The organism is Leptolyngbya sp. GGD, assembly GCF_026735145.1.
Lineage (GTDB): Bacteria > Cyanobacteriota > Cyanobacteriia > Leptolyngbyales > Leptolyngbyaceae > Leptolyngbya > Leptolyngbya boryana.
The window spans coordinates 33,517-56,967 of sequence record NZ_JAPQKE010000003.1; the positions used below are offsets into that span (position 1 = coordinate 33,517).

25 protein-coding genes are annotated in these 23,451 nt (G+C 48.0%); 11 read left to right on the forward strand and 14 right to left on the reverse strand.

The annotated features are described in order from the left end of the window. Positions 1-11 precede the first annotated feature (11 nt). Both OU814_RS15070 and OU814_RS15075 read left to right on the forward strand, forming a co-directional pair. Positions 12-305 (forward strand): hypothetical protein, encoded by a 294-nt coding sequence (locus tag OU814_RS15070; RefSeq protein ID WP_268184033.1) that lies wholly within the window; start codon positions 12-14, stop codon positions 303-305. Between the two features lie 139 nt (positions 306-444). Then, positions 445-1,353: a peptidoglycan recognition protein family protein gene (locus tag OU814_RS15075; RefSeq protein ID WP_190648284.1), complete on the forward strand. Its 909-nt coding sequence runs from the start codon at positions 445-447 to the stop codon at positions 1,351-1,353. Between the two features lie 52 nt (positions 1,354-1,405). On the opposite strand, the gene OU814_RS15080 is transcribed toward OU814_RS15075, so the two are convergent. From OU814_RS15080 to thyX, 5 genes are all read right to left on the reverse strand, one after another. After that, the gene (locus OU814_RS15080; protein ID WP_268184037.1) at positions 1,406-4,159 is read right to left on the reverse strand and encodes an FG-GAP-like repeat-containing protein; all 2,754 of its coding nucleotides are present in this window, start codon (positions 4,157-4,159) and stop codon (positions 1,406-1,408) included. 251 nt (positions 4,160-4,410) lie between these two features. Continuing rightward, positions 4,411-5,022, reverse strand: coding sequence for a cob(I)yrinic acid a,c-diamide adenosyltransferase (gene cobO, locus OU814_RS15085; RefSeq protein ID WP_017287534.1), 612 nt, complete (start codon positions 5,020-5,022; stop codon positions 4,411-4,413). Between the two features lie 75 nt (positions 5,023-5,097). After that, positions 5,098-5,778, reverse strand: coding sequence for an ExbD/TolR family protein (locus OU814_RS15090; protein WP_268184039.1), 681 nt, complete (start codon positions 5,776-5,778; stop codon positions 5,098-5,100). An 18-nt stretch (positions 5,779-5,796) separates the two neighbouring features. After that, the gene (locus OU814_RS15095) at positions 5,797-6,453 is read right to left on the reverse strand and encodes a MotA/TolQ/ExbB proton channel family protein (RefSeq protein ID WP_268184042.1); all 657 of its coding nucleotides are present in this window, start codon (positions 6,451-6,453) and stop codon (positions 5,797-5,799) included. 162 nt (positions 6,454-6,615) lie between these two features. After that, positions 6,616-7,371 carry an FAD-dependent thymidylate synthase gene (gene thyX / locus OU814_RS15100; RefSeq protein ID WP_190648278.1) on the reverse strand — a complete coding sequence of 252 codons (756 nt, stop codon included), beginning with the start codon at positions 7,369-7,371 and terminating at the stop codon, positions 6,616-6,618. A 234-nt stretch (positions 7,372-7,605) separates the two neighbouring features. On the opposite strand from thyX, the gene OU814_RS15105 reads away from it, so the two are divergent. Both OU814_RS15105 and OU814_RS15110 read left to right on the forward strand, forming a co-directional pair. After that, positions 7,606-8,493 (forward strand): tetratricopeptide repeat protein, encoded by an 888-nt coding sequence (locus OU814_RS15105; protein ID WP_268184047.1) that lies wholly within the window; start codon positions 7,606-7,608, stop codon positions 8,491-8,493. Between the two features lie 137 nt (positions 8,494-8,630). Next, complete coding sequence (locus tag OU814_RS15110; RefSeq protein ID WP_239741311.1) at positions 8,631-9,212, forward strand: YdcF family protein; 582 nt, start codon at positions 8,631-8,633, stop codon at positions 9,210-9,212. Here OU814_RS15110 and OU814_RS15115 read toward each other — a convergent pair. After that, entirely contained in the window at positions 9,169-9,462 is a 294-nt protein-coding gene (locus OU814_RS15115; RefSeq protein ID WP_017287540.1) for a DUF2288 domain-containing protein, read from the reverse strand. The genes OU814_RS15110 and OU814_RS15115 overlap by 44 nt on opposite strands. Before the next feature lie 7 nt (positions 9,463-9,469). On the opposite strand from OU814_RS15115, the gene OU814_RS15120 reads away from it, so the two are divergent. The 3 genes from OU814_RS15120 to ftsZ all read left to right on the forward strand — a co-directional run bounded on the left by OU814_RS15120 (position 9,470) and on the right by ftsZ (position 12,334). Then, positions 9,470-9,883, forward strand: a complete 414-nt coding sequence (locus tag OU814_RS15120; RefSeq protein ID WP_071596155.1) for a DUF4168 domain-containing protein — start codon at positions 9,470-9,472, stop codon at positions 9,881-9,883. A 204-nt stretch (positions 9,884-10,087) separates the two neighbouring features. Beyond that, positions 10,088-10,900 carry a cell division protein FtsQ/DivIB gene (locus OU814_RS15125; protein WP_190648272.1) on the forward strand — a complete coding sequence of 271 codons (813 nt, stop codon included), beginning with the start codon at positions 10,088-10,090 and terminating at the stop codon, positions 10,898-10,900. A gap of 120 nt (positions 10,901-11,020) precedes the next feature. Then, a complete protein-coding gene (ftsZ, locus tag OU814_RS15130) occupies positions 11,021-12,334 on the forward strand; it encodes a cell division protein FtsZ (RefSeq protein WP_239741313.1) in 1,314 nt (437 codons plus the stop codon). 79 nt (positions 12,335-12,413) lie between these two features. Here the strand turns inward: ftsZ and OU814_RS15135 are convergent, their stop codons facing one another. After that, a complete protein-coding gene (locus OU814_RS15135; protein ID WP_026148546.1) occupies positions 12,414-13,643 on the reverse strand; it encodes a molybdopterin molybdotransferase MoeA in 1,230 nt (409 codons plus the stop codon). A gap of 56 nt (positions 13,644-13,699) precedes the next feature. Between OU814_RS15135 and mtnA the strand changes: the two genes are divergently transcribed. Beyond that, positions 13,700-14,746, forward strand: coding sequence for an S-methyl-5-thioribose-1-phosphate isomerase (mtnA, locus tag OU814_RS15140; RefSeq protein ID WP_017287545.1), 1,047 nt, complete (start codon positions 13,700-13,702; stop codon positions 14,744-14,746). Here mtnA and OU814_RS15145 read toward each other — a convergent pair. Next, the gene (locus tag OU814_RS15145) at positions 14,729-15,595 is read right to left on the reverse strand and encodes a hypothetical protein (protein WP_268184054.1); all 867 of its coding nucleotides are present in this window, start codon (positions 15,593-15,595) and stop codon (positions 14,729-14,731) included. The two genes, mtnA and OU814_RS15145, sit on opposite strands and share 18 nt — an antisense overlap. 129 nt (positions 15,596-15,724) lie before the next feature. Beyond that, positions 15,725-16,405 carry an exonuclease gene (locus OU814_RS15150; RefSeq protein ID WP_026148547.1) on the reverse strand — a complete coding sequence of 227 codons (681 nt, stop codon included), beginning with the start codon at positions 16,403-16,405 and terminating at the stop codon, positions 15,725-15,727. A gap of 300 nt (positions 16,406-16,705) precedes the next feature. Here OU814_RS15150 and OU814_RS15155 point away from each other — a divergent pair, with 300 nt between their 5' ends. Next, on the forward strand, positions 16,706-17,947 hold the full coding sequence (locus OU814_RS15155) for an S-layer homology domain-containing protein (RefSeq protein ID WP_017287548.1): 1,242 nt from the start codon (positions 16,706-16,708) through the stop codon (positions 17,945-17,947). Between the two features lie 169 nt (positions 17,948-18,116). Here the strand turns inward: OU814_RS15155 and OU814_RS15160 are convergent, their stop codons facing one another. Continuing rightward, positions 18,117-19,346, reverse strand: coding sequence for a GAF domain-containing sensor histidine kinase (locus OU814_RS15160; RefSeq protein WP_268184057.1), 1,230 nt, complete (start codon positions 19,344-19,346; stop codon positions 18,117-18,119). 323 nt (positions 19,347-19,669) lie between these two features. Between OU814_RS15160 and OU814_RS15165 the strand changes: the two genes are divergently transcribed. Next, a complete protein-coding gene (locus OU814_RS15165) occupies positions 19,670-19,987 on the forward strand; it encodes a DUF3155 domain-containing protein (protein WP_036044536.1) in 318 nt (105 codons plus the stop codon). Between the two features lie 195 nt (positions 19,988-20,182). On the opposite strand, the gene OU814_RS15170 is transcribed toward OU814_RS15165, so the two are convergent. After that, positions 20,183-20,701: a cofactor assembly of complex C subunit B gene (locus tag OU814_RS15170; protein WP_268184061.1), complete on the reverse strand. Its 519-nt coding sequence runs from the start codon at positions 20,699-20,701 to the stop codon at positions 20,183-20,185. A gap of 73 nt (positions 20,702-20,774) precedes the next feature. Next, positions 20,775-21,167: a PadR family transcriptional regulator gene (locus OU814_RS15175; protein WP_036045667.1), complete on the reverse strand. Its 393-nt coding sequence runs from the start codon at positions 21,165-21,167 to the stop codon at positions 20,775-20,777. A 598-nt stretch (positions 21,168-21,765) separates the two neighbouring features. Here OU814_RS15175 and OU814_RS15180 point away from each other — a divergent pair. Next, positions 21,766-21,915, forward strand: a complete 150-nt coding sequence (locus tag OU814_RS15180; RefSeq protein WP_154660826.1) for a hypothetical protein — start codon at positions 21,766-21,768, stop codon at positions 21,913-21,915. A gap of 88 nt (positions 21,916-22,003) precedes the next feature. Here the strand turns inward: OU814_RS15180 and OU814_RS15185 are convergent, their stop codons facing one another. Together OU814_RS15185 and OU814_RS15190 are read right to left on the reverse strand one after the other, a co-directional pair. Next, positions 22,004-22,654 (reverse strand): response regulator, encoded by a 651-nt coding sequence (locus OU814_RS15185; protein WP_017287554.1) that lies wholly within the window; start codon positions 22,652-22,654, stop codon positions 22,004-22,006. A 54-nt stretch (positions 22,655-22,708) separates the two neighbouring features. Next, on the reverse strand, positions 22,709-23,434 hold the full coding sequence (locus OU814_RS15190; protein WP_017287555.1) for a hypothetical protein: 726 nt from the start codon (positions 23,432-23,434) through the stop codon (positions 22,709-22,711). Positions 23,435-23,451 lie beyond the last annotated feature (17 nt).

The window sequence follows — 23,451 nt, forward strand, 5'->3', positions numbered from 1 at the left end:
GCATTGCGCTAATGCTGCTTGCCCTTCAAACTTTTTTCCCCGCTCAGGCACAAGTTGGACTCGTCGAATCACGACTTGCCCGAGTTGAATCAGAATTAGCGGGCATTCGCTCGCAATTAAGCCAACTCTCTGCTCTTCGTGCGAGTCCAGGAGTTTCAGTGCCTGCTCCGAGAAACGCCTTGCCCCCGCAACGCCCAACGAAGTTTACAGATGCTCAATTTGATCGGCTTGCCACCTTGGTGATTGAATCGCGCGATCGCATCGAAGCACTCGAAGCAAAAGTCGCCCAACTCGAAGGTCGCTAATTTTTCTCCGCAAGTGCAAGACGGCAAGGTATATTAAATTGCGCTTACCACAATAGACTTTTCTCTGGAACTAAATTCAGAAAAACTCTATCTTGTTCAACAGCACGCAGTATTTCTTACATACAGTAATTTTTTAGGCATGAAGAGGTTCTTTCAAGCATTTGCGATCGCGATTATTGGACTATCCGGTTTCTTAATTGCGATGCAAGCCGGTCAAGCATCCTGGCTAGACGGCATTCAAATCCGGAATTCGCCATTGCAATTGATCGCACAGCGTCAACCCATTGCCGATACAACTGACCTCTTATCCAGTGCTTGCGCAGTTAAACCAAACCCGAACAAAAATAAACTGAGAAATCTGCCTGCAATTCGAGGCACAGTCCCTTTGACTCGTTTCCGACAAGAGTCTCCAGACGCTGATTCTACTTATCGTCCCAGAGAAGAAGTTGCACTCGCCCATCCTTCTAACTTTGGACGACGATTCACCCAAGATTTATTCGGTCGCCCTGTAGACAATGAACCGATCGTGGTTCTGCACGAAACAGTGGGTTCAGGCAGTTCTGCGATTAATTATTTTCAAACCCCGCATCCGAGAGATGATGACCAAGTCAGCTATCACGCCCTGATTCGGGAAAATGGCAATGTTGTCTATTTAGTTCCGCCTGAGCGACGCGCTTTTGGGGCTGGCAACTCGATTTTCAACGGTACAAAAGGCGATGAAGCGGTTAAAACAAATCCGGTATTTCCCCCTTCAGTCAATAACTTCGCCTATCACATTTCGTTAGTCACACCACCTGATGGTCGGGGAAATGGATCACGCCATAGCGGATATACGCGTGCTCAGTATCAATCATTGGCATGGCTAGTTGCAAAAACAGGGGTTCCGAATAACCGGATTACGACGCATCGATTGGTGGATCGATCGCGCCAACGTCTCGACCCGCGCAGCTTTGACACTAAGTTATTTGCTCAACTCTTAGAGTCGTTCCCCAAAACAAACGATATTTCGATGCAGTGTACGACCCCAGCGATCGCCCAAGAAGAATAAAAGACAGGAATGCCTTTGCAGCATTCCTGTCTTAACTCAGTTCTTGCGCAGACTAGGAGAGCGTGAACTTGAGGTAGTTCTTACCTAGGGTGTCTTCCGCCGTTTCAGGGTTGAGTTTGTTGTCGAGGGGATCGTCTAATGGAACGCTGTTGTTCAGCGGATCAATCCAAGACGCAAGGTAGAAGGTCGTCGATCCATCAGTCCATCCACTCCAGTCTGCGGACGGCAGTTTCAGGTCAACCATAAAGGTGAAGGTATTCGAGACTCCACCCGCACCATTCTTGCCACCCAAAGCAGGCACTGGAACCGGATTATTCGGATCGAGAGGACGGCTCACTATGTAGGAGGAGAACAGATCTGAATCCTCCACCACCATTGCAGTGCGATCGCCACCCTCTGCACCCTGTTGAGTAATTACAGTATCAGTTGACAAGAGAAACTGGATTGGGATACCGACACCGTTGGGGGATGATCGGTTGCCCTGATTTTGGAGCGTGAATTCCACTGTCACAATTCCATCGGGTGCGAAGGTCGATGGATTTGAGATCAGAGTCATTTGTGAACCGACGATAGCAATTGTGTCTGTGTCAAGAATCTCAAGTGTCACTCGATCGGTTCCCAAAGCACCATTGAAGTTATTCCTTTCATTAGTCTCAGTCAGACGATTGTTTGGATCGACGACTAAACCGATCGTATATTCACCGTCCACAAACCAGAAAGAAGAGTCAGTATTCGGCAGCAGCAGTTGAATATTCTGAAATTCTCGTTCTTCGCCTGGGTCTAACGGAGTTGCGATCTTGAGAATTGTCTTATCTGGAGCCGTTGAACCCAAAAATTCCAAACGAGTATCCGTTGTGCCCGTATCCAGATCAATCACACCATCACGCGAGATGACAAAGCCCACTTCAATGTCGCTGATTGCCATTGAGCTATTGTTCTTCACCTTGAACGTTGCGGTAATCACGTTCGGCGTTTGGTTTTGTCCAGACGGATTGAGATTCACCGTGCTAACCGTTGTCGTCAAGCCTGCGGTCGCGATATCAGTAGACTCGGGTTGCCCAAACACTCTCAATTCGTAATTGGTTGGTGTACCTGTGGTCGTGAACACGCGAACCGCATAGGAACCAAGCTCAAGCGCCATGTCCTTGCTATAGGTCAGTGCAGATCCTAAGGAGCCGTCTGACAGAATCGGGAAGAGTGCAAACTGTACGGACGGACTGTTGAACAACTCCAATCGAATATTCGATTTCACAGGGGTTGTGAATTTGAAGTAGTCATCAAAGCCCGATCGCACATCATTTTTGTACGTACCGCGCCCTTCAAGCGTTCCCATATCAAAGGCAAGCGCACTGGCAAATCCACCGGCTGAAGTGCGATCGCTAATGTCGAATGGTTCCGAGGAGACATTGCGCTCCATAATTCCGCGCACTTTCCAACCCGCACCAATTCCACTATAGGATTGGATGTCAGTGATAGTGGTTCCATCCATCAGCAGCACTTCGACAAGTCCTTGCTGCTCATTGCGATAAAGAATGTCTGCTTTGCCATCGTTGTTAAAATCGCCCACGCCTGCGATCGTCCAGTCTGCACCTTTGTTGTAGGCAGCACTATTTAAGGTAATTCCTGCTTGCTTGGTAAACCCAGTCCCTTGTGAGTTAAACAACCAGATGCCCATTTCGCCGGTTCGACGATTGCGCCAGAGCAGATCTGCATTGCCTCCGTTGGCAGTTCCATCAAAATTGCCAATCGATTCAATTTGCCATTCCTGGCTGATCGCACCGGTCAGCCAAGAATTTTTGATGGTGACACCATCCATTTGCCAGAACGCGATCGCGCCACTGTTCGTGTCGCGCAGTAGAATATCGTCCTGCAGATCTCCGTTGAAATCCCCATAGAACTGAGGAATCCAAGTCGGGCCTGTGTTGACGATCGTGCCTTCTTCAATCACAGTTCCATTCAGCTTCCAGAACGCAATCTGCCCTCCCACTGAATTGCGCAGAACAAAGTCAGCTTTGGTGTCCGCATCCAGATAAGCAGGTGCAAGAGGCTGCCAACTTGCACCCACATTAATCGTACTCGAGCTGATTAATGCCCCAGCTTTGAGCGTCCATAGCCCAATCAGTCCAGCTTGAGGATTATGCCAAACCAAATCCGCATTGAGGTCACCATCTAGATCTTTTACAGCAACAATTTTCCAATCTAGGGGAATCGGCGCACCAAAAGAGATTCCCGTCGAAACGCGTTGCCCATCCTTAAACAACCAGTACGCAACATCACCAGATTTCATGTTGCGCCAAAGCAAATCATCTTCTCCATCCCCATCCAAGTCTTCAACGCCTTGGATTTCCCATTCTGCTGGAAGCTGACTGTAAAGCTCTGTGCCAGCAATATTGATGCCGTTCATACGCCAAATTGCGGCTTGGGCAGCAGCAGAATTGCGCCACCAGATGTTACTGAGGTCTGCTTCAGCTTTGGCAAGAACATTCAGGGTGTAGGTCGCGTTGCTCGTTCCTTCAGCCAAGGTGACTTCGATCGTATAAAGATCAGGCGCAAGGAGATTTTGCTGGGAACCCAGCAGAATCGATTCGGACAGCTTACCAGTGTTTTCAGAAGATGCAAGAACCGTGCTGTTTCGGAGCACTTTGAGATTGACATCATCAGACAGGTTCGTTAGGGAGAGGCGAGCCGAACTGCTGCTAAAAGAACGTAGATCAATCTGAAAGGTATCTGTTCTGTTGCCAGGGCTGAGAGAACCGTCCAGTGCCGAAGGAATCAGAGGATTTTGAATCAGTTGTGGAGAAGACATAGTGGGTTGGTTTTAGGCTGAATTGTTACTGACTTCTGCTATAGTGTTCCCTGGTTTGGGAAAGGCAGAAGCTTTTGATATGGACGCGATCAACTCAGCCGAACTCAACAGAGCAAAACAATTGCTTAGAAGAATTTATACATATAGAACCGGAATAGCTACAGAATAAATACTGACGGATTTTCATAAAAAATCGCATCGCAGTCTTTCAACCAATCTGCGGTGCGAGTCTAAGTGCAGTAAATTGCAATTTAGAATTCGATGCCGGGCTGTGCTTTAATCCCTTGTTCTCGGAAGGGATGTTTTACGAGAGTCATTTCAGTGACGAGATCCGCTCGATCGAGCAACGCATTTGGAGCACCTCGTCCGGTCAAAATGACATGGGAATCTTCTGGCTTTTGATCTAATCCTGCGAGGACTGTTTCAACTTCTAGATAGCCAAGCTTGAGAGCGATATTCACTTCATCAAGTAGAACTAAGCGAAACTCAGGGTTTTGGATAAATGAACGTGCTTTTTCCCAAGCGGCTGTCGCGTGGAGAATATCACGATCGCGATCTTGAGTTTCCCAAGTAAACCCTTCTCCCATTGCGTGAAATTCGATTTGATCGCCCCAAGGTGCAAAGGCTGCTTTTTCAGCAGGTTCCCAGGCTCCTTTGATGAATTGTATGATCGCGACTTTATAGCCATGCCCCAGCGATCGTAAAACCATGCCCAAAGCCGCTGTTGTTTTACCTTTGCCGTTGCCTGTGTTGACGATAATCAGTCCTTTTTCACGCGTGCGATCTGCTATGCGCTGGTCTTGAACTTCCTTGCGGCGCTGCATCTTGAGGCGATGCTGTTCGGCGTTGAGCGTATCAGACATATCTAAGCCAGAATGACGAGAAGCTGATTTTAGCGCAGTGCTGAAGCACAAGCCAAGATTCTCACTCAGGATTGATTAGGGCGTTTGAGGCGCGACAGTCCCTGGAGCAGTTTGAGGAGCAGTACTATTTGGGGATAAGGAACTTCCGGGAACGGTCGGCTGAGGAATCGTATTTCCGGGTGCAGGTTGTACAGGTGCTCCAGGAGTCAGCGTCGGATTTGTACCGGGAGAGGTAGGAAGAGAATCTGTTGGATTTGGAATCAGTTGGGGGGCAGGGGTCAGTTGGGGAGAAGAACCCGGGAAAGGAGAAGAACCCGGTTGCGGCTGTTGTCCAGGCTGATTGTTAGGTGCAGTGGAGAGGGCAACACGATCAGCAGCGACTGAGCGCATCACATCTAAGACTTGAATCACATCGTTATAAAAAGCCGTTTGAGAGGCTTCGAGAACCAGTAGACCTTCGGGCTGTTGTTGGTGATAAGACTGCACGAGTTGAAAGAGTTGAGTGCGATCGATAAGTTGTCTCTGCCCTTGATTCGACAGATAGGTTTGACCATTAGAATCGATGCCAATGATCAACATTTCACTCATCAAAACACTGCTCGTCTCAGCTTTCGGAAGTTCTAATCCGATGCCTTGCTGACGAGTTAATTGCAATGCAGCAAGGATAAAGAACGTCAAAATACAAAAGATCACGTCGATCAGCGGAATGATCTGGATCTGAGCTTCATCGGCGGGAGAGTCAAGATTGATTTTCATAACGCTGACAAGAAGGGTCTATAAATCGTTGGGAGGCAAAGCTTGATCGTGAGTAATCTGCCATTTCTGACGGTACAGCAATTCTAAATCGTTGCCTGTCCGGCGGAAAATCTTTGCTTGGTTGAAAATAAGACCCTGAAAAATGCGATAGAACACAAGGCTAAAAATTGCGACAACTAGCCCGGTTGCAGTACTGATGAGCGCTTCACCAATCCCAGTTGTTACGCCAGCCGTTGAAGCCGTTCCAATATCCCCAATCCGGATCGATCGCAGTGACAAAATTAGACCGATAACTGTCCCAAGTAGACCCAGCAACGGAGAAAGCGCGATCACGGCTTCTAAAATTTTGTCGCCACGACGCATAGAGGCGATTTCTTCATCCGCAGAGGATTCTAGGGCGAGACGGAAGAGTTCAGGATCTGGATTTTTCAGCCGCATCGGGGCATATAAGAACCGTCCGATCGGTTGATCATAAGATTGACGTGCAATTTCAACTGCAGATTCCCAATCTCGCCGGGAGGTTTCGAGAATTCTTCCCGCAACTTCTTTCTCTTTATTGAGGACGTTAAACCAAAACCACGATCGCTCAATAATGGCTCCTAGGGACAAGATTGAAAGAACAAACAGCGGGAGCATCGTCACGCCGCCTTTCTGAAATAATTCGATGATGTTCATGTTCCGCCTTCCTGCACGTCCCTCTTTGATCTGAGTGATTTTAAAAAGAGTCCATAAAATCTTACTGCGCGATCGAAGCGATTTCCGTCGATTTCTCAAAGAAAAAAGAACTTCAAGCTAGAAATTCCAGCTTAGAAGTTCTTTTTCAATCCCAAAAACCCGTTAAAACGATCGATTTAATTCCTCCCAAGCTGCGATCGTTTGCGGAACGATCGGCTGAATTAACTGCTCGATCGCACTGGCATAAGCATGGATTTCTTGCTGTGCACCTTCGCCTTTGCGTAATCCAATAAAGTGCAAGACGGTTTGCAAAGAAGCTGTCCAAACCCAAGACGTATAAACGCTTGGAACCAATACACCTCTTGCCTGTTCCCGCCCGACTCCTAACTCAAGCAGGTCTTTGTAAGCTTTGTAGCTGGCTTCGCATTGTGCCTGATAGATTGCCAACGCCTTTTCGTTATTATCTTCAGGAATTTCGCCAAAGGTCGCTTGGCGGTTGCTCTTTGACTGTTGGCGAAACGATTGCGGAATGTAGAAATCTTCAGAATCCTCGATCGCGACATAGCGAAAACTCTTTTCATTCCAGCCGACTTGCTCATCGTTATGGCTACTTGCGATCACATGCTTCCACCATTGGCGCGCAACAAACAGCGGGGCTTTGACTTTGAATTTGAACACAACGCCTCGGAAAGGAGACGTGTGATGATGCTGAATCAAGTAGCGAATCAGTTTGATATCTTTTTCATCGAGTTCGGTTGAGAGTTTGTCAAAACTCGCTCTCGCATCATTGACCACATCGAGATCGCTGCCCATATGTGACAAGAGCGCAATCCGGCTTTTGCCATCGTTGAGCGGATCAATCTCAGGAACCGTAGAAATTGAATCATTCATTTTAGGAAGGGTAATCGATTGAACCATGAAAGGATTCCTCAAACGATGGAGAATTTAGTGACGCTAGATGTAGCGTGTAATTTACCCTTACTTTCGGAAAAGTTCAAGATGTAGAGTTCAAATTTAATAATCGCGCCGATATTCCCTGAGCGCTAGCCCCTTGAAAACGAACTTCTTTCTCGATTCCAGCGTCCCAAACTCAGTAAGATCGATTAAGCTAACGGAAAGTTTCATCTCTCGTCGTTTTTCAAAGGCTTTGTTGTGCCCAAACGTGTCTCTCTCTTCTCAGCCTGCTTGATCTTAGGGTTGTGGACAGCCCAACCCGCTTTCGCTCAAGCTCTGATCCCCCATGCTCCTCAAGTTGATTTTGAAAAACTTGAACAGCAAGGTCTTGGCTTAGTTCAGGAAGCGTCGCAGTTGGCGCAGTTCAATCAGAATCAACTGGCGCTAGCACGAGCGAGATTAGCAGTTGAATTGGCTCCGAAGCGACCCGAAGCTTGGGCGGTTTTGGGTGGATTGTATTTAGAGACAAACCAAGCAGAGCAAGCGATCCCCGCTTTGAATCAGGCGGCAGCGCTCGATCCCCGCAATGCCGCGATCCCATTTGCGTTGGGAACTGCATATTTTCAAAAGCAGCAATACGAAGAGTCGATCAAGCATATTCAGGCAGGGCTGAAACTTAAGCCGAATGTGCCAGGGGCTTACTTCGATATGGGCAATGCCTATCTGATGTTGAAGAAAAATCGAGAGGCGATCGCGAGTTACGAAAAAGCGATCGCACAAGAGAAGCAGTTTTGGCCAGCGATCAACAATATTGGTTTGATTCGGTACGAAGAAGGCAAAATCGACGAGGCAATCAAGCTGTGGCGGCAATCGGTCGCGCTAGATCCCAAAACGACCACCGAGCCGCAATTAGCGATCGCAGTTGCGCTTTTCCGCAAAGGCAATCAAACCGAAGCAACGACCCTAGCTGAAGCCGCGCTGAAAACCGATGCAAGATACGGCGAGATGAAATTTCTCAAGGATAATCTTTGGGGTGAAAAGTTATTAGCAGATACGCAGAAATTCTTTGCTTTGCCTCGGATTCAAGCCGCGATCGCTCAAGCTCAGTCCGAACAAGCTGCTCAAGAACGTCCGCGCGGTCAGTAATCGCTTGAGAAAAGCCAAACTCTCTGATAGGTTAAGCTTGAGTTTTTTCAATCCGTAGGGGTGGCATCGTGCGCTTGAGAGCCGTTTCGCCGAATCAATTTCATCAGTCCGCTCGAAGACGAAAGCGCTCGTTTCCTTTGTTGCTCCTGCTTACACCTTTTTTTCTGTGGATGGGAGTGCGATCGCTGAGATTACACTTTGAGAAGCCCGACGCAATTCTGGTGCTAGGTGGCTCAGAGGATCGAGAGCTTTTTAGTGCCCAATTTGCGAAATCGCATCCCGATTTACCAGTTTGGATTTCATCTGGTGCGCCTCGCGATTATGCGGAACGCGTTTTTCGCAAAGCGGGAGTTGATTTAGAGCGTTTAAATTTAGATTATCAAGCGGTCGATACGGTTACGAACTTCACGTCGGTCGTCGATCGTTTACGCCAACAAAATGTTCGCAGTGTCTATCTGATTACATCCGATTACCATATGCGACGAGCACAGGTGATTGGAGAAATCGTGTTAGGCAGCCGTGGGATCAATATTCAGCCCATCTCGATCCCGTCTACTCAGACAGAAGAACCGATGAGTAAAGCAGTTCGAGACGGGGGGCGAGCCGTGTTATGGGTTGCAACTGGAAAAACCGGAGCAGGGTTTTCGATGCCGAAGTTTGAACTTCCTACAGAGATTAAGCAGCTAGTTCCTGAACCAGAACATAAGGCTGAAGAATAAGGGCTTTGAATCGTTTCGTTTGATCGCTATCCCAAACGATTTTTTGCTCGATCGACGGCTTGTAGAGCAAGCTATCTTGAATCCATTGATTGACAGAACTCGCTTGATCATTGGCGATCGCGTAGCCAACTTCTACCAAATCGAGCGATTTCGAGACAATAATGACAGCATCGCGATCGGCGTGCGGGATCAACCATTCCCATTGAGCTTCATCGATCGCGTCTTTTAGTTCGTCTTTCAAATCTGACATCTCAAAAATGATCCGAATAATTAGAGTGATGTTAGCGATCGCAGTCGTATGTTTCTGCGTTCTAGCTAACCCTAGCGCACTTTGGGCAGCCACAGAACCTGCCGAAATCTCGATCGTATCCGATGCAGTTGCCAGTCCGGGGATCAATGCAGATACGATCCCATCCGAGAAGTTAAATCAGTTCGTGCAAGCGTGTCTACAAGTCGTTGCCTTAATTGAGCGCCGAGAAGGAGAACTACAAGCCGCAGAAACCGATTCAGAATCCGTCAGAATCCAGCAAGACATCGAAGCCGACGCGATCGCCATCATTGAAAAAGCCGGACTAACCCGTCAAGAATATTTGCAACTTTTAAGCCTCGCCAACGTCGATCCAGATTTCGGAGAAAGAGTCGCCACCCTACTACAAGAAACCCCAAGCTAACCCAGTCCCCACTCCCTACTCCCCACTCCCCACTCTCTTCACTAAAAAACCTTGCACTTTCAAGGAAATCGATTAAAGTAAACCTCTGAAACCCAAGACCGGAAAGGACACCAGGTTTGACCATTTAAACCTTGAGTTCCATCCCCAGTCCTGTCAGAATGGCTTCATTCAGTTTCAGTCCGCTCTTGTTGCCTCACGCACTCCATGACAAGCATCGCCCCCGTGTCTCGCATCGAACTTTCCCAGCGTCGCAAAACCTTGCGTCGTCAACGTCGGACTCGATTTTTTCAAACCAGTTGGCGCAATATTGCGATCGCATCGCTTGCCATTGGCGCAGTTTGGGTTGCAACTTTACCAGAATGGGTGATTCGCAAACCAGAGCAGGTTACAATCAAAGGCAATCGATTTATCTCTGAGCAGACAATTCGTAATCTGTTACCGATCGCCTACCCGCAATCGCTCTTGAAGGTTCAGCCACAAGCGATTTCAGATGCTTTAAAAGAAAAAGCTCCCATCGCTGAAGCGACTGTCGATCGACAATTGATGCCACCGAGTTTGACCGTCCGAGTGCAAGAGCGCATTCCGATCGCCCAAACGATCTCCAAAACCGCTCAGCCCGGATTGTTAGACGAAACAGGCATATGGATTTCGCAAGACAATTACAAAGCCTTAAATCCCAATCTGCAACTTCCCCCTCTGAAAATCGTGGGTGATCCAGAGCAATATCGATCAGACTGGGCAGAGTTTTATCGCACTCTGCGCCAAAGTCCTGTAAAAGTGCTTGAAGCAAACTGGGAAGATCCGACAAATTTAATTCTCAAAACAGAACTGGGTGCGGTACAGTTTGGTGTCTATGGCTCTAAATTTCCGACGCAGTTAAAAGTATTGGATCAGATGCGGCGACTGCCCAACCGCGTCAGTTCGGGTCAAATTCTGTCGATCGACCTAAGAAACCCGAATTCTCCCACTGTGCAAATGAATGCGACGAAAACTCCGGTAAAATTAAGTACTCCATAGAGCAAAAAGTGTGGAAAAATTTCCATTCCAGTTGCCGCGAGTCCTGCTAAGCTAATGTGCTAATCGAGTTCAGTCGTTTTTTAGACTTCTCTCTGTTCATCTCCACCGCTTGTAATCCCAATGACGCTTAATCATAATGAGTCGAATTCCAACCCAATGACGCTGAATCACCCGCAAGAGCAAGGCTACGTAAGCTCGAATGTGGAAGGTCAGCCGAATAATTTTTCGAGTCCAGATAGCTCGAATCCTTTTAATTCGGGTCTGTACCATGCCCAAAATAATGCCGGTTTAAAGGCGGTTCCTGAAGATGGAAGGAGTGGGGATATCGTGCCAGGAAGTGTTGCAAAGATTAAGGTAATTGGCGTTGGTGGCGGTGGCAGTAACGCGGTCAATCGAATGATTGCCAGCAATGTCTCAGGCGTTGAATTCTGGTCAATTAATACCGATGCTCAAGCTCTTGCTCAATCAACCGCCTTGAAACGGTTGCAAGTGGGTCAAAAGTTGACCCGTGGCTTAGGTGCAGGGGGTAATCCTGCGATCGGTCAAAAAGCAGCCGAAGAATCCCGTGATGAGATTGCAGCAGCACTAGAAAATGCGGATCTCGTCTTTATCACTGCAGGCATGGGCGGCGGTACAGGCACAGGGGCAGCGCCGATCGTGGCTGAAGTTGCCAAAGAATTAGGCGCTTTGACCGTTGGAGTCGTGACGCGCCCGTTTACGTTTGAAGGTCGTCGTCGAACCGGGCAAGCAGAAGACGGAGTTTCAGCGCTCGCAAGTCGAGTCGATACGCTGATTATTATTCCAAACGACAAGCTGTTAACGGTGATTTCTGAGCAAACGCCTGTACAAGAAGCATTCCGAACTGCGGATGATATTTTGCGGCAAGGGGTTCAAGGCATTTCCGACATCATTACGATCCCTGGCTTGGTCAACGTTGACTTTGCAGATGTGCGCGCCGTGATGGCAGATGCAGGATCAGCTTTGATGGGCATCGGGATCGGATCTGGCAAATCGAGAGCGCGAGAAGCAGCAGTGGCGGCAATTTCTTCACCGCTGTTAGAAGCCTCGATCGATGGTGCAAGAGGAGTCGTCTTCAACATTACAGGCGGTTCTGACTTGACCTTGCATGAAGTAAGCGCAGCTGCCGACATTATTTATGAGGCAGTTGATCCGAATGCGAACATTATTTTTGGAGCGGTGATCGACGATCGCTTACAAGGCGAAGTGAGAATTACTGTGATTGCCACCGGATTTACGCAAGAAGCACAGCCTCAAGCTGTGGGTAAAGGGGCAGCGGCTCCCGCAAAACCGCGATCGATTAGTGCGCCTGCGGTCAGCCCGAATCCTGTACAGCCTGCGGCTGAACCCCAAAAGCCTGGAAGTGGTGGTTTAGATATTCCTGAGTTTCTACGTTCTAGAAGAAAACCGCAATAATTCCATATTTTGCAGAGTCAGAAGTCGGGGTTTTAGTAAAACTCCGGCTTCTTTGCTGTTTGGTAATCAAATCAGATGTTCAAATCAAAAGAAATTTGACCGCTTCGCCAGCATTGATCGCAGTTTCCCCAATTGCCATCACACCTAGCGCATTCGTTCCTGCTAAATGAATCAGATTCCCGGATAATCGGCTGCCTCCAGCAGGTGTGAATTGAAATCCACCTTGTTCGATCGATACAGATCCCCACAAATACAGTTCTCGCTTACCATCGGATTTCAAATCATGAGTTGTCGTTGCCGTGAGAAATTTCGGCTCCCATCCCTGCGCCAATCCTGATAATTTTTGAATTGCAGGTTTTGCAAATCGCCAAAACGTGACAAATGCGGAAGCCGGATTACCCGGAAGTCCAAAGTAGAGAGCCGCATTCGGAAATGTTGCAAAAGTCAGCGGTTTACCCGGCTTGATTGCGATCGCTCTGACCTGAATTGTTGCACCCAATTTTTCTAAAATGCGATCGACATAATCGTAATCTCCCACAGAAACCCCGCCTGAAGAGATCACGACATCAGCCGACTCGATTGCATGAGCGATCGCATCTTCTAAGACTTTGGGATCGTCTTGAACAATCCCAAGCGAAATCACTTGCGCGCCCAGTTCAGCCACCAGCGCTTCTAATCCGTATTGATTCGAGTCAACAATTTGCCCAGGTTGCAGCGGTTGATTCGGCAAAACTAATTCGCTCCCCGTCGAAAGAATTGCCACGCGGGGACGGCGAAATACCGGAACCTCAAGACATTGAGCCGCAGCAAGAATCGCGATTTCAGGTGCTTTGAGAACCAGTCCAGGCGACAGTAATGGATCTCCCGCTTTGCAATATGTTCCTTGATAGCGAACGAAAGCACCGCGATCGCGGGGTGGCGTCAAAATCGAAACTCGATCGCCTTGTCGAGTTGTATTTTCTTGCATAACGATCGTATCTGCCCCTTGAGGGAGCATCGATCCAGTGAGAATTCTTGCGGCTTGTCCTGATTGAATCGTTTTTTGAGGAGGGGAGCCTGCCGGAATTTCTTCAATGATGTCAAGCGTTACAGGCGTTTTCACATCCTCGAATCGCACAGCATAGCCATCCATTGCGGAGTTGTCCCAGTGGGGAAAGTCGAGCTGACTACTGATCGACGCTGCCAGAATGCGATCGCGTATCCGTACAGCAAAGCTATCGCCACCGTCCTCTAATTTCACGACCTCCACATCCTGAATCACCTGAACCGCATCAAAAATAAGCTTTTCTGCTTCCTGAACTGATAGCATCAGCATCAACCCCAAATCGCCGTAAGATAATCAATACTTCAGAGTAAAGCGAATCTATGCTGCCGAATCAGGTTTATCCCGTTGTTTGGAATCACGATCGCGTGTTGCTGATCGACCAGAATCGTTTGCCGAGCGAGTACACCTTGGTTGAAATTAGCCGCTGCGATGACATGGCACATGCGATTAAAACGATGATTGTTCGGGGTGCACCCGCGATCGGCGTTGCTGCCGCTTATGGTATGTATCTGGGTGCAAGAGAAATTGAAGCGACAAATCGAGACCAATTTTTAGCAAAATTAGAGCGAGTTGCAGAACAATTGCGATCGACTCGTCCAACAGCAGTAAATCTATTTTGGGCGATCGAGCAAATGCTGAAAACAGCACGGCACACGATCGGATCGCTCGATCATCTGAAGCAAGCTTTACTCGATGCAGCACAACGAATTCAACAGGCGGATTTAGAAACTTGTCGATCGATTGGCGATCACGGACTCGCAGCATTGCCCCCCGGAAAGTTGAGACTTCTAACCCATTGCAATGCGGGTGCTCTGGCAACGGCGGGATATGGAACAGCATTGGGCGTTGTGCGATCGACTTGGAACGCAGGTCGTTTGGAACGACTTTATGCCGATGAAACTCGCCCCCGCTTGCAAGGTGCAAGACTCACAGCTTGGGAATGTGCTCAAGAAGGAATTCCAGTCACAGTGATTACCGATAGCATGGCGGCTCACTGTATGCAGCGAGGCATGATTGATGCAGTAGTTGTGGGAGCCGATCGCATTGCCGCAAATGGAGATGCAGCGAACAAAATCGGAACTTACAGCGTCGCACTGATTGCGAAAGCACACAATATTCCGTTCTTTGTAGCGGCTCCCGTTTCAACGATCGATTTCAATATTGCCAGCGGAAAAGACATTCCGATCGAGGAACGCGATGCGTCTGAGGTGTATCAAGTCGGCGAAACAATGCTCTGTCCACCTGGAGTCGAGTATTACAATCCAGCGTTTGATGTGACGCCAGCCGAATTAATTACGGCAATCGTGACCGAATTCGGAGCCTTTCCACCGGAGCGAATTCAGGCAGAATTAAGTCCGATCAGTTGACACGTCGCGCACTGGAATCACGGGTTCGACGGGTTCGATCGGATCTAAAGTTTCGAGCGGGGGTTCGGGTTCGATTTCGACTTGAGGAGCAGGCTGAACTGGAGGAACTTCTGGCTCGATTGGAGATGCAGGTTGAGTCTCTTCATTTCCAGAGTGGCGAACGATGGGCGCATCCTCTTTCGGTGTCCAGATTGGACGTTGCGATCGCGCAATCTTCGGCAATTCTGGCAAATTCTGCTCTATTTCTTTGAGGGGCTTCTTAGGTTCAACTGGATTTTTAAATGTTTCATCGCGCAGTTCGCGATCGCGCTGAATCTGCTGGCTCAGCGAATCGTACTGCTGGTTCGCCCAATACTCATTGTCTAATTGCCGTAATTGCCTTGCAGTTTGAAAAGCCTGTTGCCATTCGCGTTTTTCAACCTGAGATTGGGCAGTTCTCATCAGAGATTCGCCCTTTCCCCAAACAGATTTCCAAGCTTTGATTTTTGGATCTTGCGGCAGCACTCTCAGCATTGAAATTGCTTTATCCAAGTTTCCGGCTTGAAATTCGGATTCTGCCTGAGTGATCAATTCCAGTGACCAGCGTTCGATCAAGCGTTGACTTTGGTCGTAATACGGATCGTCAGTTGCAACATTGTCTAAAAGCTCGATCGCGGCAGCTAGACTTTCGGGAGTTTGGCGCTGAGCGCGTTGTTGAGCACAATGCAGCCGAGTCGAAATCTCTGTGTTTTCAGAGAGAGAATCACATGAGATGGAAACCGGAGTATTAAGAAATCCGAATGCGATCGTACCAACGCCCAATGGCAAACTCACTAACCCAGTCAGACAGGCTTTTTCCAACCGATTCATCGGCTCTGCTCCTGAAACGCTTGCTCTCAGAGTTGGCAATTTCAGAAACGAATTCTCTATGCGATCGTTAAAATTCATCTTGACTTTAACTGATTGCCCTTACCTAGTTCGCTACGATCGAGAATCTTTTCAACGAAAATAGCCCTGTCGTCTCCAATACTGATGAACCCGCGCTTCCCACTGCTGCCAATATTCTTCGATCGCACTTGGCTCGAACCAAAACACCTCCGCAGGCATCTCTGGAATCGCAACGACGAGCAAAGCATGGCGAATATTCAGGTCATAGTCGCGGTAAAGCTGGTTCACTGCGCCACAATACGCCACAATCTGCAGCGGGTAGTCAAACAAGCGATCAACTGTTTTTTTGGGTCGATCGCTGGTCTTCCATTCACAAATACAAGGCACACCCTCATAGCTGGCAACGCAATCGACGACACCTGCGTAACCCAGTTGATCATGAATCACGACACCTTCGACCAGCCGCACTGCTTCTACCGCTTGGACAATCGGCTCCACACTTTCCCAATACGGGCGAATCGACTCAGGACACTCCACCTCCTGACCTTGCAGAAATTTTTGAATATAGCGATGCGTTCCCGTACCGCGCCGACTCGCTGATTTGGTAATTTCTGCCGCCTGTTCTACTCCAATCCGTTGCTGCCAACTGAATAATCGATCGCGATCCTCACGGGACTTCGTTGCATTCAAAATCGTCGTCACACTGGGAATCCGCAATCCTTGAGAATTTACATAAAACTGCTTCCCCGCTTCCCGGACAGATTTCGACTCATATCGAGGCAATTCAGACACCGATTTCTCCTTTTGAAAACATGCTCGATCGTATCGGAAAATGAAACGAAGAAACTGCAAAACATCGAGTTTCTTCAACCACTTTGGAAAGTGTCCTAAGTTTAGAAACTTCTTAAGGAATCGAGCGGTCATAGGTGAATATAAAGAGTAGATAACTGAGCGAAGAAACCGCATCTCCTACTAAAGAAATAGAGATCAAATTGATTATTTCTACCGCAAGATGCAGGAACTTTTCAACTCAATCAAACATCTACTTAGTTAACAAGAAAAAACACTCTCTCGCTTGGGGAACCGCTACCTATGTATAGCTCTGTAAAATCTGGTTTGGCTCTAACTTTAGCACTCGGCACAATCGCAGGCGCAGCGGCTCCAATGGTAATGACCGCACCTGCTTCAGCACAAGCTGCCTTCTCTGATGTCGCGTCTGATAACTGGGCTTCTCCTTTCATTCAAGAACTCGCTTCTCGTAACATTATTGCTGGATTTCCTGATGGCACTTTCCGACCGAATGATCCGGTCACTCGCGCTCAATTTGCAGCCTTGCTTCTCAAAGCATTTCCCAATGCTCAGCGAGTGAATACTCCGATCAATTTCGCAGATGTTCCTAGCAATTATTGGGGTCTTCAAGCCATTCAAACTGCGTATGCAACTGGCTTCTTAGCAGGCTTCCCCGGTGGCACTTTCCGACCCAATGACAACATTCCTCGCGCTCAAGTCCTAGTATCCCTCGCGAACGGTTTGCGATATGCCAGCACTCAACCGGCTGACAGTTTGCTTGACCAAGCTTATTCTGATGCTTCCAGCATTCCTGGTTTTGCGCGCAACAGTATCGCGGCTGCAACTGAACGCCGCATCGTCGTTAACTACCCGGATGTTCGTTTCCTCAACCCGAACCAAACTGCAACGCGTGCAGATGTTGCTGCGTTTATCTACCAAGCCCTTGTTAGTACTGGACAATTAGCTGCGATTCAATCTCCTTACATCGTCGGTCAAGTTGCACCTCAACCGCAAGCGATCAACATTCCTGCCGGAACTGCCATTCCTCTGCGCTATGCAAATGCTGAACGGATCTTGCTGGCACAAAATGAACCGCAACCCACTCCGATCACGCTTACAGTTGCTCAAAACATTGTCACTGCTGATGGTACGGTCTTGATCCCATCAGGTAGCCAAGTCTCTGGTCAATTAACCGTGTCTCAAGGTGCAGCACAGTTTACTGCGTCTGAACTGACGTTGACCAATGGTCAGAAGGTTGCGATCGCAGCGACTTCTGATCCGATCACCACAACTGAATCGATCCGCCGTGGCGCAAACACAGGCACAATCCTCAAAGATGCTGCATTAGGTAGCGCTGCTGCTGCGGGTATCGCAGCTGTTACAGGCGATCGTAACGTCAGAGCAGGTGAAGTTCTTATCGGCACAGGAGTCGGTGCATTAGCTGGCCTGATCTTTGGCGGCGATCGCATTGACCTGATTTCAATTCGCCCCAACGCAGATCTCAATCTCCGTCTCACCAGCGAATTGATCTTGCCTCGCTCATAATTGCGTAGCGACTCTGCTGACCAAGATCTAGGGCGATCTTGAGCTGTGAATACTCAAAAAGATCGGGAGTGGGGAGCCACTCAAAGAACGATTCCTCCTCCCCACTTCACAGCTCAGGACTGCCATCGGTCTCAATCTTCTGAGTTTCAGAAGACCCAAAACTTAGATCTCAAGACTCAGGCTCGCGATGAGTCTGAAGTATCACTAAAAAACTTGTCCCCTGTTTAGGGGGCTGGATGCCTTGAGGAATCCAGCCCTCTTTTTTCAATGGGCTGAACCCCTGAATCGAGCCATTCATCTGTTCCACCAATCGACGCGCGATCGCTAACCCCAACCCCGTGCCTGGAATATCTCCCTTTGCCTGCACTCCCCGATAATGCCGCTCAAACAAGTGCTCTAAATCTTCCGGTGGAATTCCCAATCCGGTATCACTGACCCAAATACAGATGCGATCGTAATGAGAATATGCCCTAATATGCACTTCTCCGCCGCTAGGCGTATATTTCAATGCATTATCGATAAGATTACTCAATACCTCTCTTAAAGCCCCAGAATTGGCGGAAACAAGGGGCAGAAATTGTGGTATTTCTGTTCGCAGGAGAAGATTGCGATCTTGCGCGATCGCACGAGCCGTTTCCACTAAGGGCAGCAAAATCTCGTGAATCGAACAAGGCGCTAATTCTAAACTTGATGCCGTCAGCACTCCAGCCGGAAGCAAGGGAATCGGGCGGATTGGATTTTCTGATAAAGCATCCACGGGATTTAAATCGATCGCTTGGTCAAATTGCTGTAAGAGTTCCTGCACGCGATCACTTTCCCGCAAGATACTGCCTGCAATATTGCGATTCGGATCTTCCGGCTGTAACCGCTTCACTAACAATTTGCCAAACGTTCGCAATGCTGTGACGGGACTTTTCAACTGATGTAGCAAATTATCTAAAACGTCATGCTGCTGCGTTTGCATCGAGCGATGTTGTCGCTGAGCCTGATCCAACCACTGCGCCCGTTGATCCATCACACAAGCGAGGGCTAACGTACTCGCAACTCGTTCAACTTGCGATCGCTCCCAAGTTGTCCAAGGTCGATCTTCGCGCTCTGTCACTAACAACCCAAAGACTAATTCTTCATGAATCAACGGCAAGACGAGTTGCCGGGGTTGAACCAGTCCTGTTGTCACTAGATCCAGTTCTGGAATGTCCGAGGAAGGAAGAGCCAAACGGTTCGATCGCTCCAATGCCACAGAATTATCCGGATACGCTGCAACTGGGATCAAACGGGCTTGAGAACTTTCAACTAATTCTTCCGTTAGATAGATTACGCTTAGTGAAGCGCCTAACGCCTGAGTCAGCAATGCAATTTGTGATCGACACAACTCAATGAATTCGGAACTTGTAGGCATTAGCATCGACTTTTCTGCCGGATGAATCTAAGAAATAGGATTGACGTTGAGTAATTTTTCTTATTAATTTAATAGATAGTCCTGATCCCCAACTCTTTCGCACCAGTTTTTCTTAACTTTTGCCCGACTTTCCGCAACTTTTGCTGACGTAAGCGCTCATTTTAGTCGTTACATAGCAAAAGAACTCGGAAAACAACCTTAAGAAATTATGTAGATGCGTTAAGAGAAGTTGAAATCCAGGGCTGAAGCTGATATATTTTCGACGGATTTTGTAACGATCATTACAACTTTTAGGCAGTTTGGAACTTAAGGAGGTACGGGGTTTGGCAAGGAGACGTAAGCGGAAAAGTCGTCGTCGGCAGGAAGGAAGACGGATCTTAGAAAGCGTTCCTCAGTTTAGCATTGAGTGTGGCGAAGATAAGCCCGTTACCGCTGCCCGCAAGTTTATCCACGCTGAAGGCATTCTGCCGCCTGCGCTGTTACTGGTTAAGAGAAACGAGCATACTACAGATCGCTATTTTTGGGCAGAGAAAGGTTTGTTTGGCGCACAATACGTCGAAGAAAATCACTTTTTATTCCCAAGTCTGAGAACATCTGAGGATGAAATCGATGCGGTTGCTGTTCCTTCACGGAGCCGCTAAGCGTTCAGATCTCGATCCGGATCAAGTTCGAGTTTTCCAAATTTTGCTTGCCCTGAATGCAGATTTGGTGGTAGTGCCAGTCGCTACTGACCTAGTTGGGCAAGCTAAACTCAGTTACCCAGCATTCACTTCATCAAAGCTCTCCTCAACGCAACGAGGAGAGCTTTTGTCTAGAAATTCCCGTCTAAAAATTTTCTATTCCGCTTGCAGTTCCAACGATCGCTGCAATTCTGCCAATTCATCACGATGTGCTCTGACAGTAATCACACTGCGCGCATCTGTGCCCCCTTCCAATTTCAGCGAAACCTGCTCCACTCGCTCTGCCCCTTTCCAATAAAAAACACCAGCTAGAGGCGACACGAGCAACAAGCCCCACCAGAAATTCGACCCATCGGGTAGCACCATCGTCAGGACTAACGCAAAACACAGCGCTCCCACCGAAGCAAGCAGCGACAAAAATACCGCCAGGAAAACGCTTGGACGGACAACTCCTTCAAACGTCACCTGATTTAAATCGGCATCGATCGCAGCTACTCGGTAAGAGCGCTGTCCAAAATATTGGCGCAGTTGCACCATCAGAGAATCTTCAGGCTGCTCAGAGAGCAATCGCACCTCCTGGGTTCTATCTTTGACTGAGGCGCGAATGAAGAAAAACAGCCCAATCATTAATAGAACCGTGAGGAGAAACGTCGAGGCAATTATAGGCTGATTCATGGCGCAAGAAGACAAAATCCCAGTTACACCACAAGTTTAGACAACAATGGGGATCATTCTCAGATCTCCACTGTTATTTCTCAGCCCCACTGACTGCGGGCACGCCCGAATTTTCTCGTGCATTTTCGCGTTTAACGGCATACTCTCGCCAAAGCCGAGCCAGATCTTGCGCCTGCTGCATTGCCTCAGACTTAATCTGATACATGCGGCGAGGACGACCCCGACCTTCGACTTTTTTCCAGTAGCCGGTGACCATTTCTTCGTCTTCAAGAAACTTTAGGGCACTATAGAGAACCGTATCCGATAAGCGGTACAGCGGATATTCGGTTTCGAGCAATTGGATTAGCTCGGTTCCGTAGGAGTCTCCGCGTAAGAGAACCGCTAACACATAACAGACCGCCAGTTCTTTATTGAGATAGAAAGGGGGCGGATCTTTGAAAAATTGATAGATATCCTCAAATTTCATCTGTCTGATTCCAGGCATGTGAGAAACGACTTGTTTGAGAAAGCGATCGATTAAATCAATTCAATCAATCGAAATCACAATGAGTAGGGTCATAACCCTACATTAACAATCACGCGATAGGGTTTGCCGTCCTCCCAAAGGATTAATCCTCCTGCGTGAAATATTAAATTAACGCGAATTGCCGAGATATGTAGGCGAGTTTGGGAAACTCTACAATTCGCGGAGTACCCACATCGCAGGATCAAGTTAATGATTCGCGAAGTTGGGGGTTATCATCGCAGCACCGTTGCTTTGAACGAGCCAAAATGAGAAATCAGTGGTTAAGAAGCAGGAAAGCAATGTGCCTTTCTGAACTTGTCTATTCGTAGATCAAGCTGCGCATCTCAAATCGTCTTCTTAAGCAGTAATTTCTTTAACTGGCTTAACTGACTACAAATTGTACATCTTGATTCTAAACTTGGATCGTTAATTTGTGGGTCTTGAAGTAAATTAGTTTGTACTGTAATCGATGTTGGGTTAGGGATTTGATGCTATTTGAAGAATTATTGCAATTCTGGTGAATCTTTTTCATGATCCTTACGGTCGATTCAGGATGTTTATGGTCGAGCTAAGCTTATCTTCTGCCGTTTTGGGACTTCGGATCGACATTTCAGAAATTCCAGAATCGCGCCTGCTCATCAGCGGTCTTTCTACCGAGAAAAATGATGAATTTTTGGCAAATGCGCCACAGATCGGGAACAAACTTTAAAGAATAGCTTCAACAATTTGCGCAATTCGGTTTAAGCTTCATACCCGAAACAATCGAAGAAATTTTATTTTCTCTAAAGCTAAAATTTTCAGACTAATCCTGTTCTCAAAGCAACAACCGCAGCTTGAACTCGATCGTCTACTGCGAGTTTATTCATGATGCCTCGTACATGAGTCTTCACGGTGTTGGGACTGAGATAAAGCTTTGCGGCAATTTCTGGATTGCTCAAGCCATCAACCATTAATTTGAGGACTTGATGTTCACGTTGGGATAATTGCCCGATCGTATTGTCCGCTGCGGGGGGTTTGAGATGTTCGATCACGCGACGGGCAATTTGGGGATCAAGATAAGTCGCGCCCTCACAAGCTGCTGCGATCGCAGCAATTAAACGCGTCACATCTGCGCCCTTAATACAGTAAGCATCCGCTCCACTTGATAGCGCTGCAATAATTTCGTTCTCAGACGTATGCGAAGTCAGCATGACGATCCGAACATTCGGGAGTGCAGCTTTGATCTGCTGTGTTGCAGCAATGCCATCCAATCGAGGCAAGCCAATGTCCATGACAACCAGATCGGGGCGATGTTTGAGCGCCGCTTCAACTCCCAAATAGCCATCATTGGCTTGATCGACGATTGTTAACTCTGGATAGTCCTCTAAGGACTGCTCCAACCCCAATTGCATCATAGGGTCATCTTCTACAATCAAAACCCGTAAAGCTGGAAGGGTGATTGATGACATAGAGCACGCTAAAAAATGGCTATCATCCATGATAGCGGGGCGGATTCCCAGAAATTAAAAGCGTCGCCCTAAAAGTCGCTGCTTCACGCCTTCGGCAATCTTCTGACCCAGATATTCTGGAATCAAGCTTTCGTTTGGTCCTAACAGATATAAAATCAGCCGCGTTCGTCCCCGCCAGACTAGCAAATTGGCATTGACAACCAGCAAATCTTCTTGCCAAATCGCATACATCACTTTGTAGAAGAGTCCCGGCTGGTTGTCGGCTTCGATCAGCAAAGCAGGCAAATGGAAAACTGGATCGACATAGAACTCTGTCTCTACCTGTTCTAGACCTGCATCTAGATTGAACTCAACCGCCAGCATTTCTTCGACTTCAAACCGCCCCGCGAGCGCTTCTCGAATTGCCCGACAGACGTTTTCAGAGGTTTTGTCGGTGAGAGCTTTTCCACTGCGAGACACGATCAGTTTGATAAACACCAGCATCGGGGGATAAATCTGCCCGTACAGGCTGAGGCTGTGAATCGTCAATCCATATGCTGCTAAAACCCCAAAAATATCGCTGAGCAAGAACGACTGATTTCGGTAGGCAAAATGGAGCGCGCTTTTTGTGCCCTCAGATTTCAGTTCAATCACCGCCTGCTTCGACTTATAAAGTTGATAAGCCAGTCGTAGATTTTGCAGTTGGATTTCGCTGCTGACAAATTGCTCATAAAACTGCGGAAACGCTCGGTTGAAACGCTTTAACAGTTCTAGTGTGGACGATTTTAGACCCAGAGCCATAGTGGTGGAGACTGACC

Bases quoted from the DNA above. Each gene is read 5' to 3' on its own strand.
- OU814_RS15070 (WP_268184033.1), top strand. From the start codon at position 12: ATGCTGCTTGCCCTTCAAACTTTTTTCCCCGCTCAGGCACAAGTTGGA.
- OU814_RS15075 (WP_190648284.1), top strand. From the start codon at position 445: ATGAAGAGGTTCTTTCAAGCATTTGCGATCGCGATTATTGGACTATCC.
- OU814_RS15080 (WP_268184037.1), bottom strand. From the start codon at position 4,159: ATGTCTTCTCCACAACTGATTCAAAATCCTCTGATTCCTTCGGCACTG.
- cobO (WP_017287534.1), bottom strand. From the start codon at position 5,022: ATGTCTGATACGCTCAACGCCGAACAGCATCGCCTCAAGATGCAGCGC.
- OU814_RS15090 (WP_268184039.1), bottom strand. From the start codon at position 5,778: ATGAAAATCAATCTTGACTCTCCCGCCGATGAAGCTCAGATCCAGATC.
- OU814_RS15095 (WP_268184042.1), bottom strand. From the start codon at position 6,453: ATGAACATCATCGAATTATTTCAGAAAGGCGGCGTGACGATGCTCCCG.
- thyX (WP_190648278.1), bottom strand. From the start codon at position 7,371: ATGGTTCAATCGATTACCCTTCCTAAAATGAATGATTCAATTTCTACG.
- OU814_RS15115 (WP_017287540.1), bottom strand. From the start codon at position 9,462: ATGTCAGATTTGAAAGACGAACTAAAAGACGCGATCGATGAAGCTCAA.
- OU814_RS15120 (WP_071596155.1), top strand. From the start codon at position 9,470: ATGATCCGAATAATTAGAGTGATGTTAGCGATCGCAGTCGTATGTTTC.
- OU814_RS15125 (WP_190648272.1), top strand. From the start codon at position 10,088: ATGACAAGCATCGCCCCCGTGTCTCGCATCGAACTTTCCCAGCGTCGC.
- ftsZ (WP_239741313.1), top strand. From the start codon at position 11,021: ATGACGCTTAATCATAATGAGTCGAATTCCAACCCAATGACGCTGAAT.
- OU814_RS15135 (WP_026148546.1), bottom strand. From the start codon at position 13,643: ATGCTATCAGTTCAGGAAGCAGAAAAGCTTATTTTTGATGCGGTTCAG.
- mtnA (WP_017287545.1), top strand. From the start codon at position 13,700: ATGCTGCCGAATCAGGTTTATCCCGTTGTTTGGAATCACGATCGCGTG.
- OU814_RS15145 (WP_268184054.1), bottom strand. From the start codon at position 15,595: ATGAATCGGTTGGAAAAAGCCTGTCTGACTGGGTTAGTGAGTTTGCCA.
- OU814_RS15155 (WP_017287548.1), top strand. From the start codon at position 16,706: ATGTATAGCTCTGTAAAATCTGGTTTGGCTCTAACTTTAGCACTCGGC.
- OU814_RS15160 (WP_268184057.1), bottom strand. From the start codon at position 19,346: ATGCCTACAAGTTCCGAATTCATTGAGTTGTGTCGATCACAAATTGCA.
- OU814_RS15170 (WP_268184061.1), bottom strand. From the start codon at position 20,701: ATGAATCAGCCTATAATTGCCTCGACGTTTCTCCTCACGGTTCTATTA.
- OU814_RS15175 (WP_036045667.1), bottom strand. From the start codon at position 21,167: ATGAAATTTGAGGATATCTATCAATTTTTCAAAGATCCGCCCCCTTTC.
- OU814_RS15180 (WP_154660826.1), top strand. From the start codon at position 21,766: ATGGTCGAGCTAAGCTTATCTTCTGCCGTTTTGGGACTTCGGATCGAC.
- OU814_RS15185 (WP_017287554.1), bottom strand. From the start codon at position 22,654: ATGTCATCAATCACCCTTCCAGCTTTACGGGTTTTGATTGTAGAAGAT.
- OU814_RS15190 (WP_017287555.1), bottom strand. From the start codon at position 23,434: ATGGCTCTGGGTCTAAAATCGTCCACACTAGAACTGTTAAAGCGTTTC.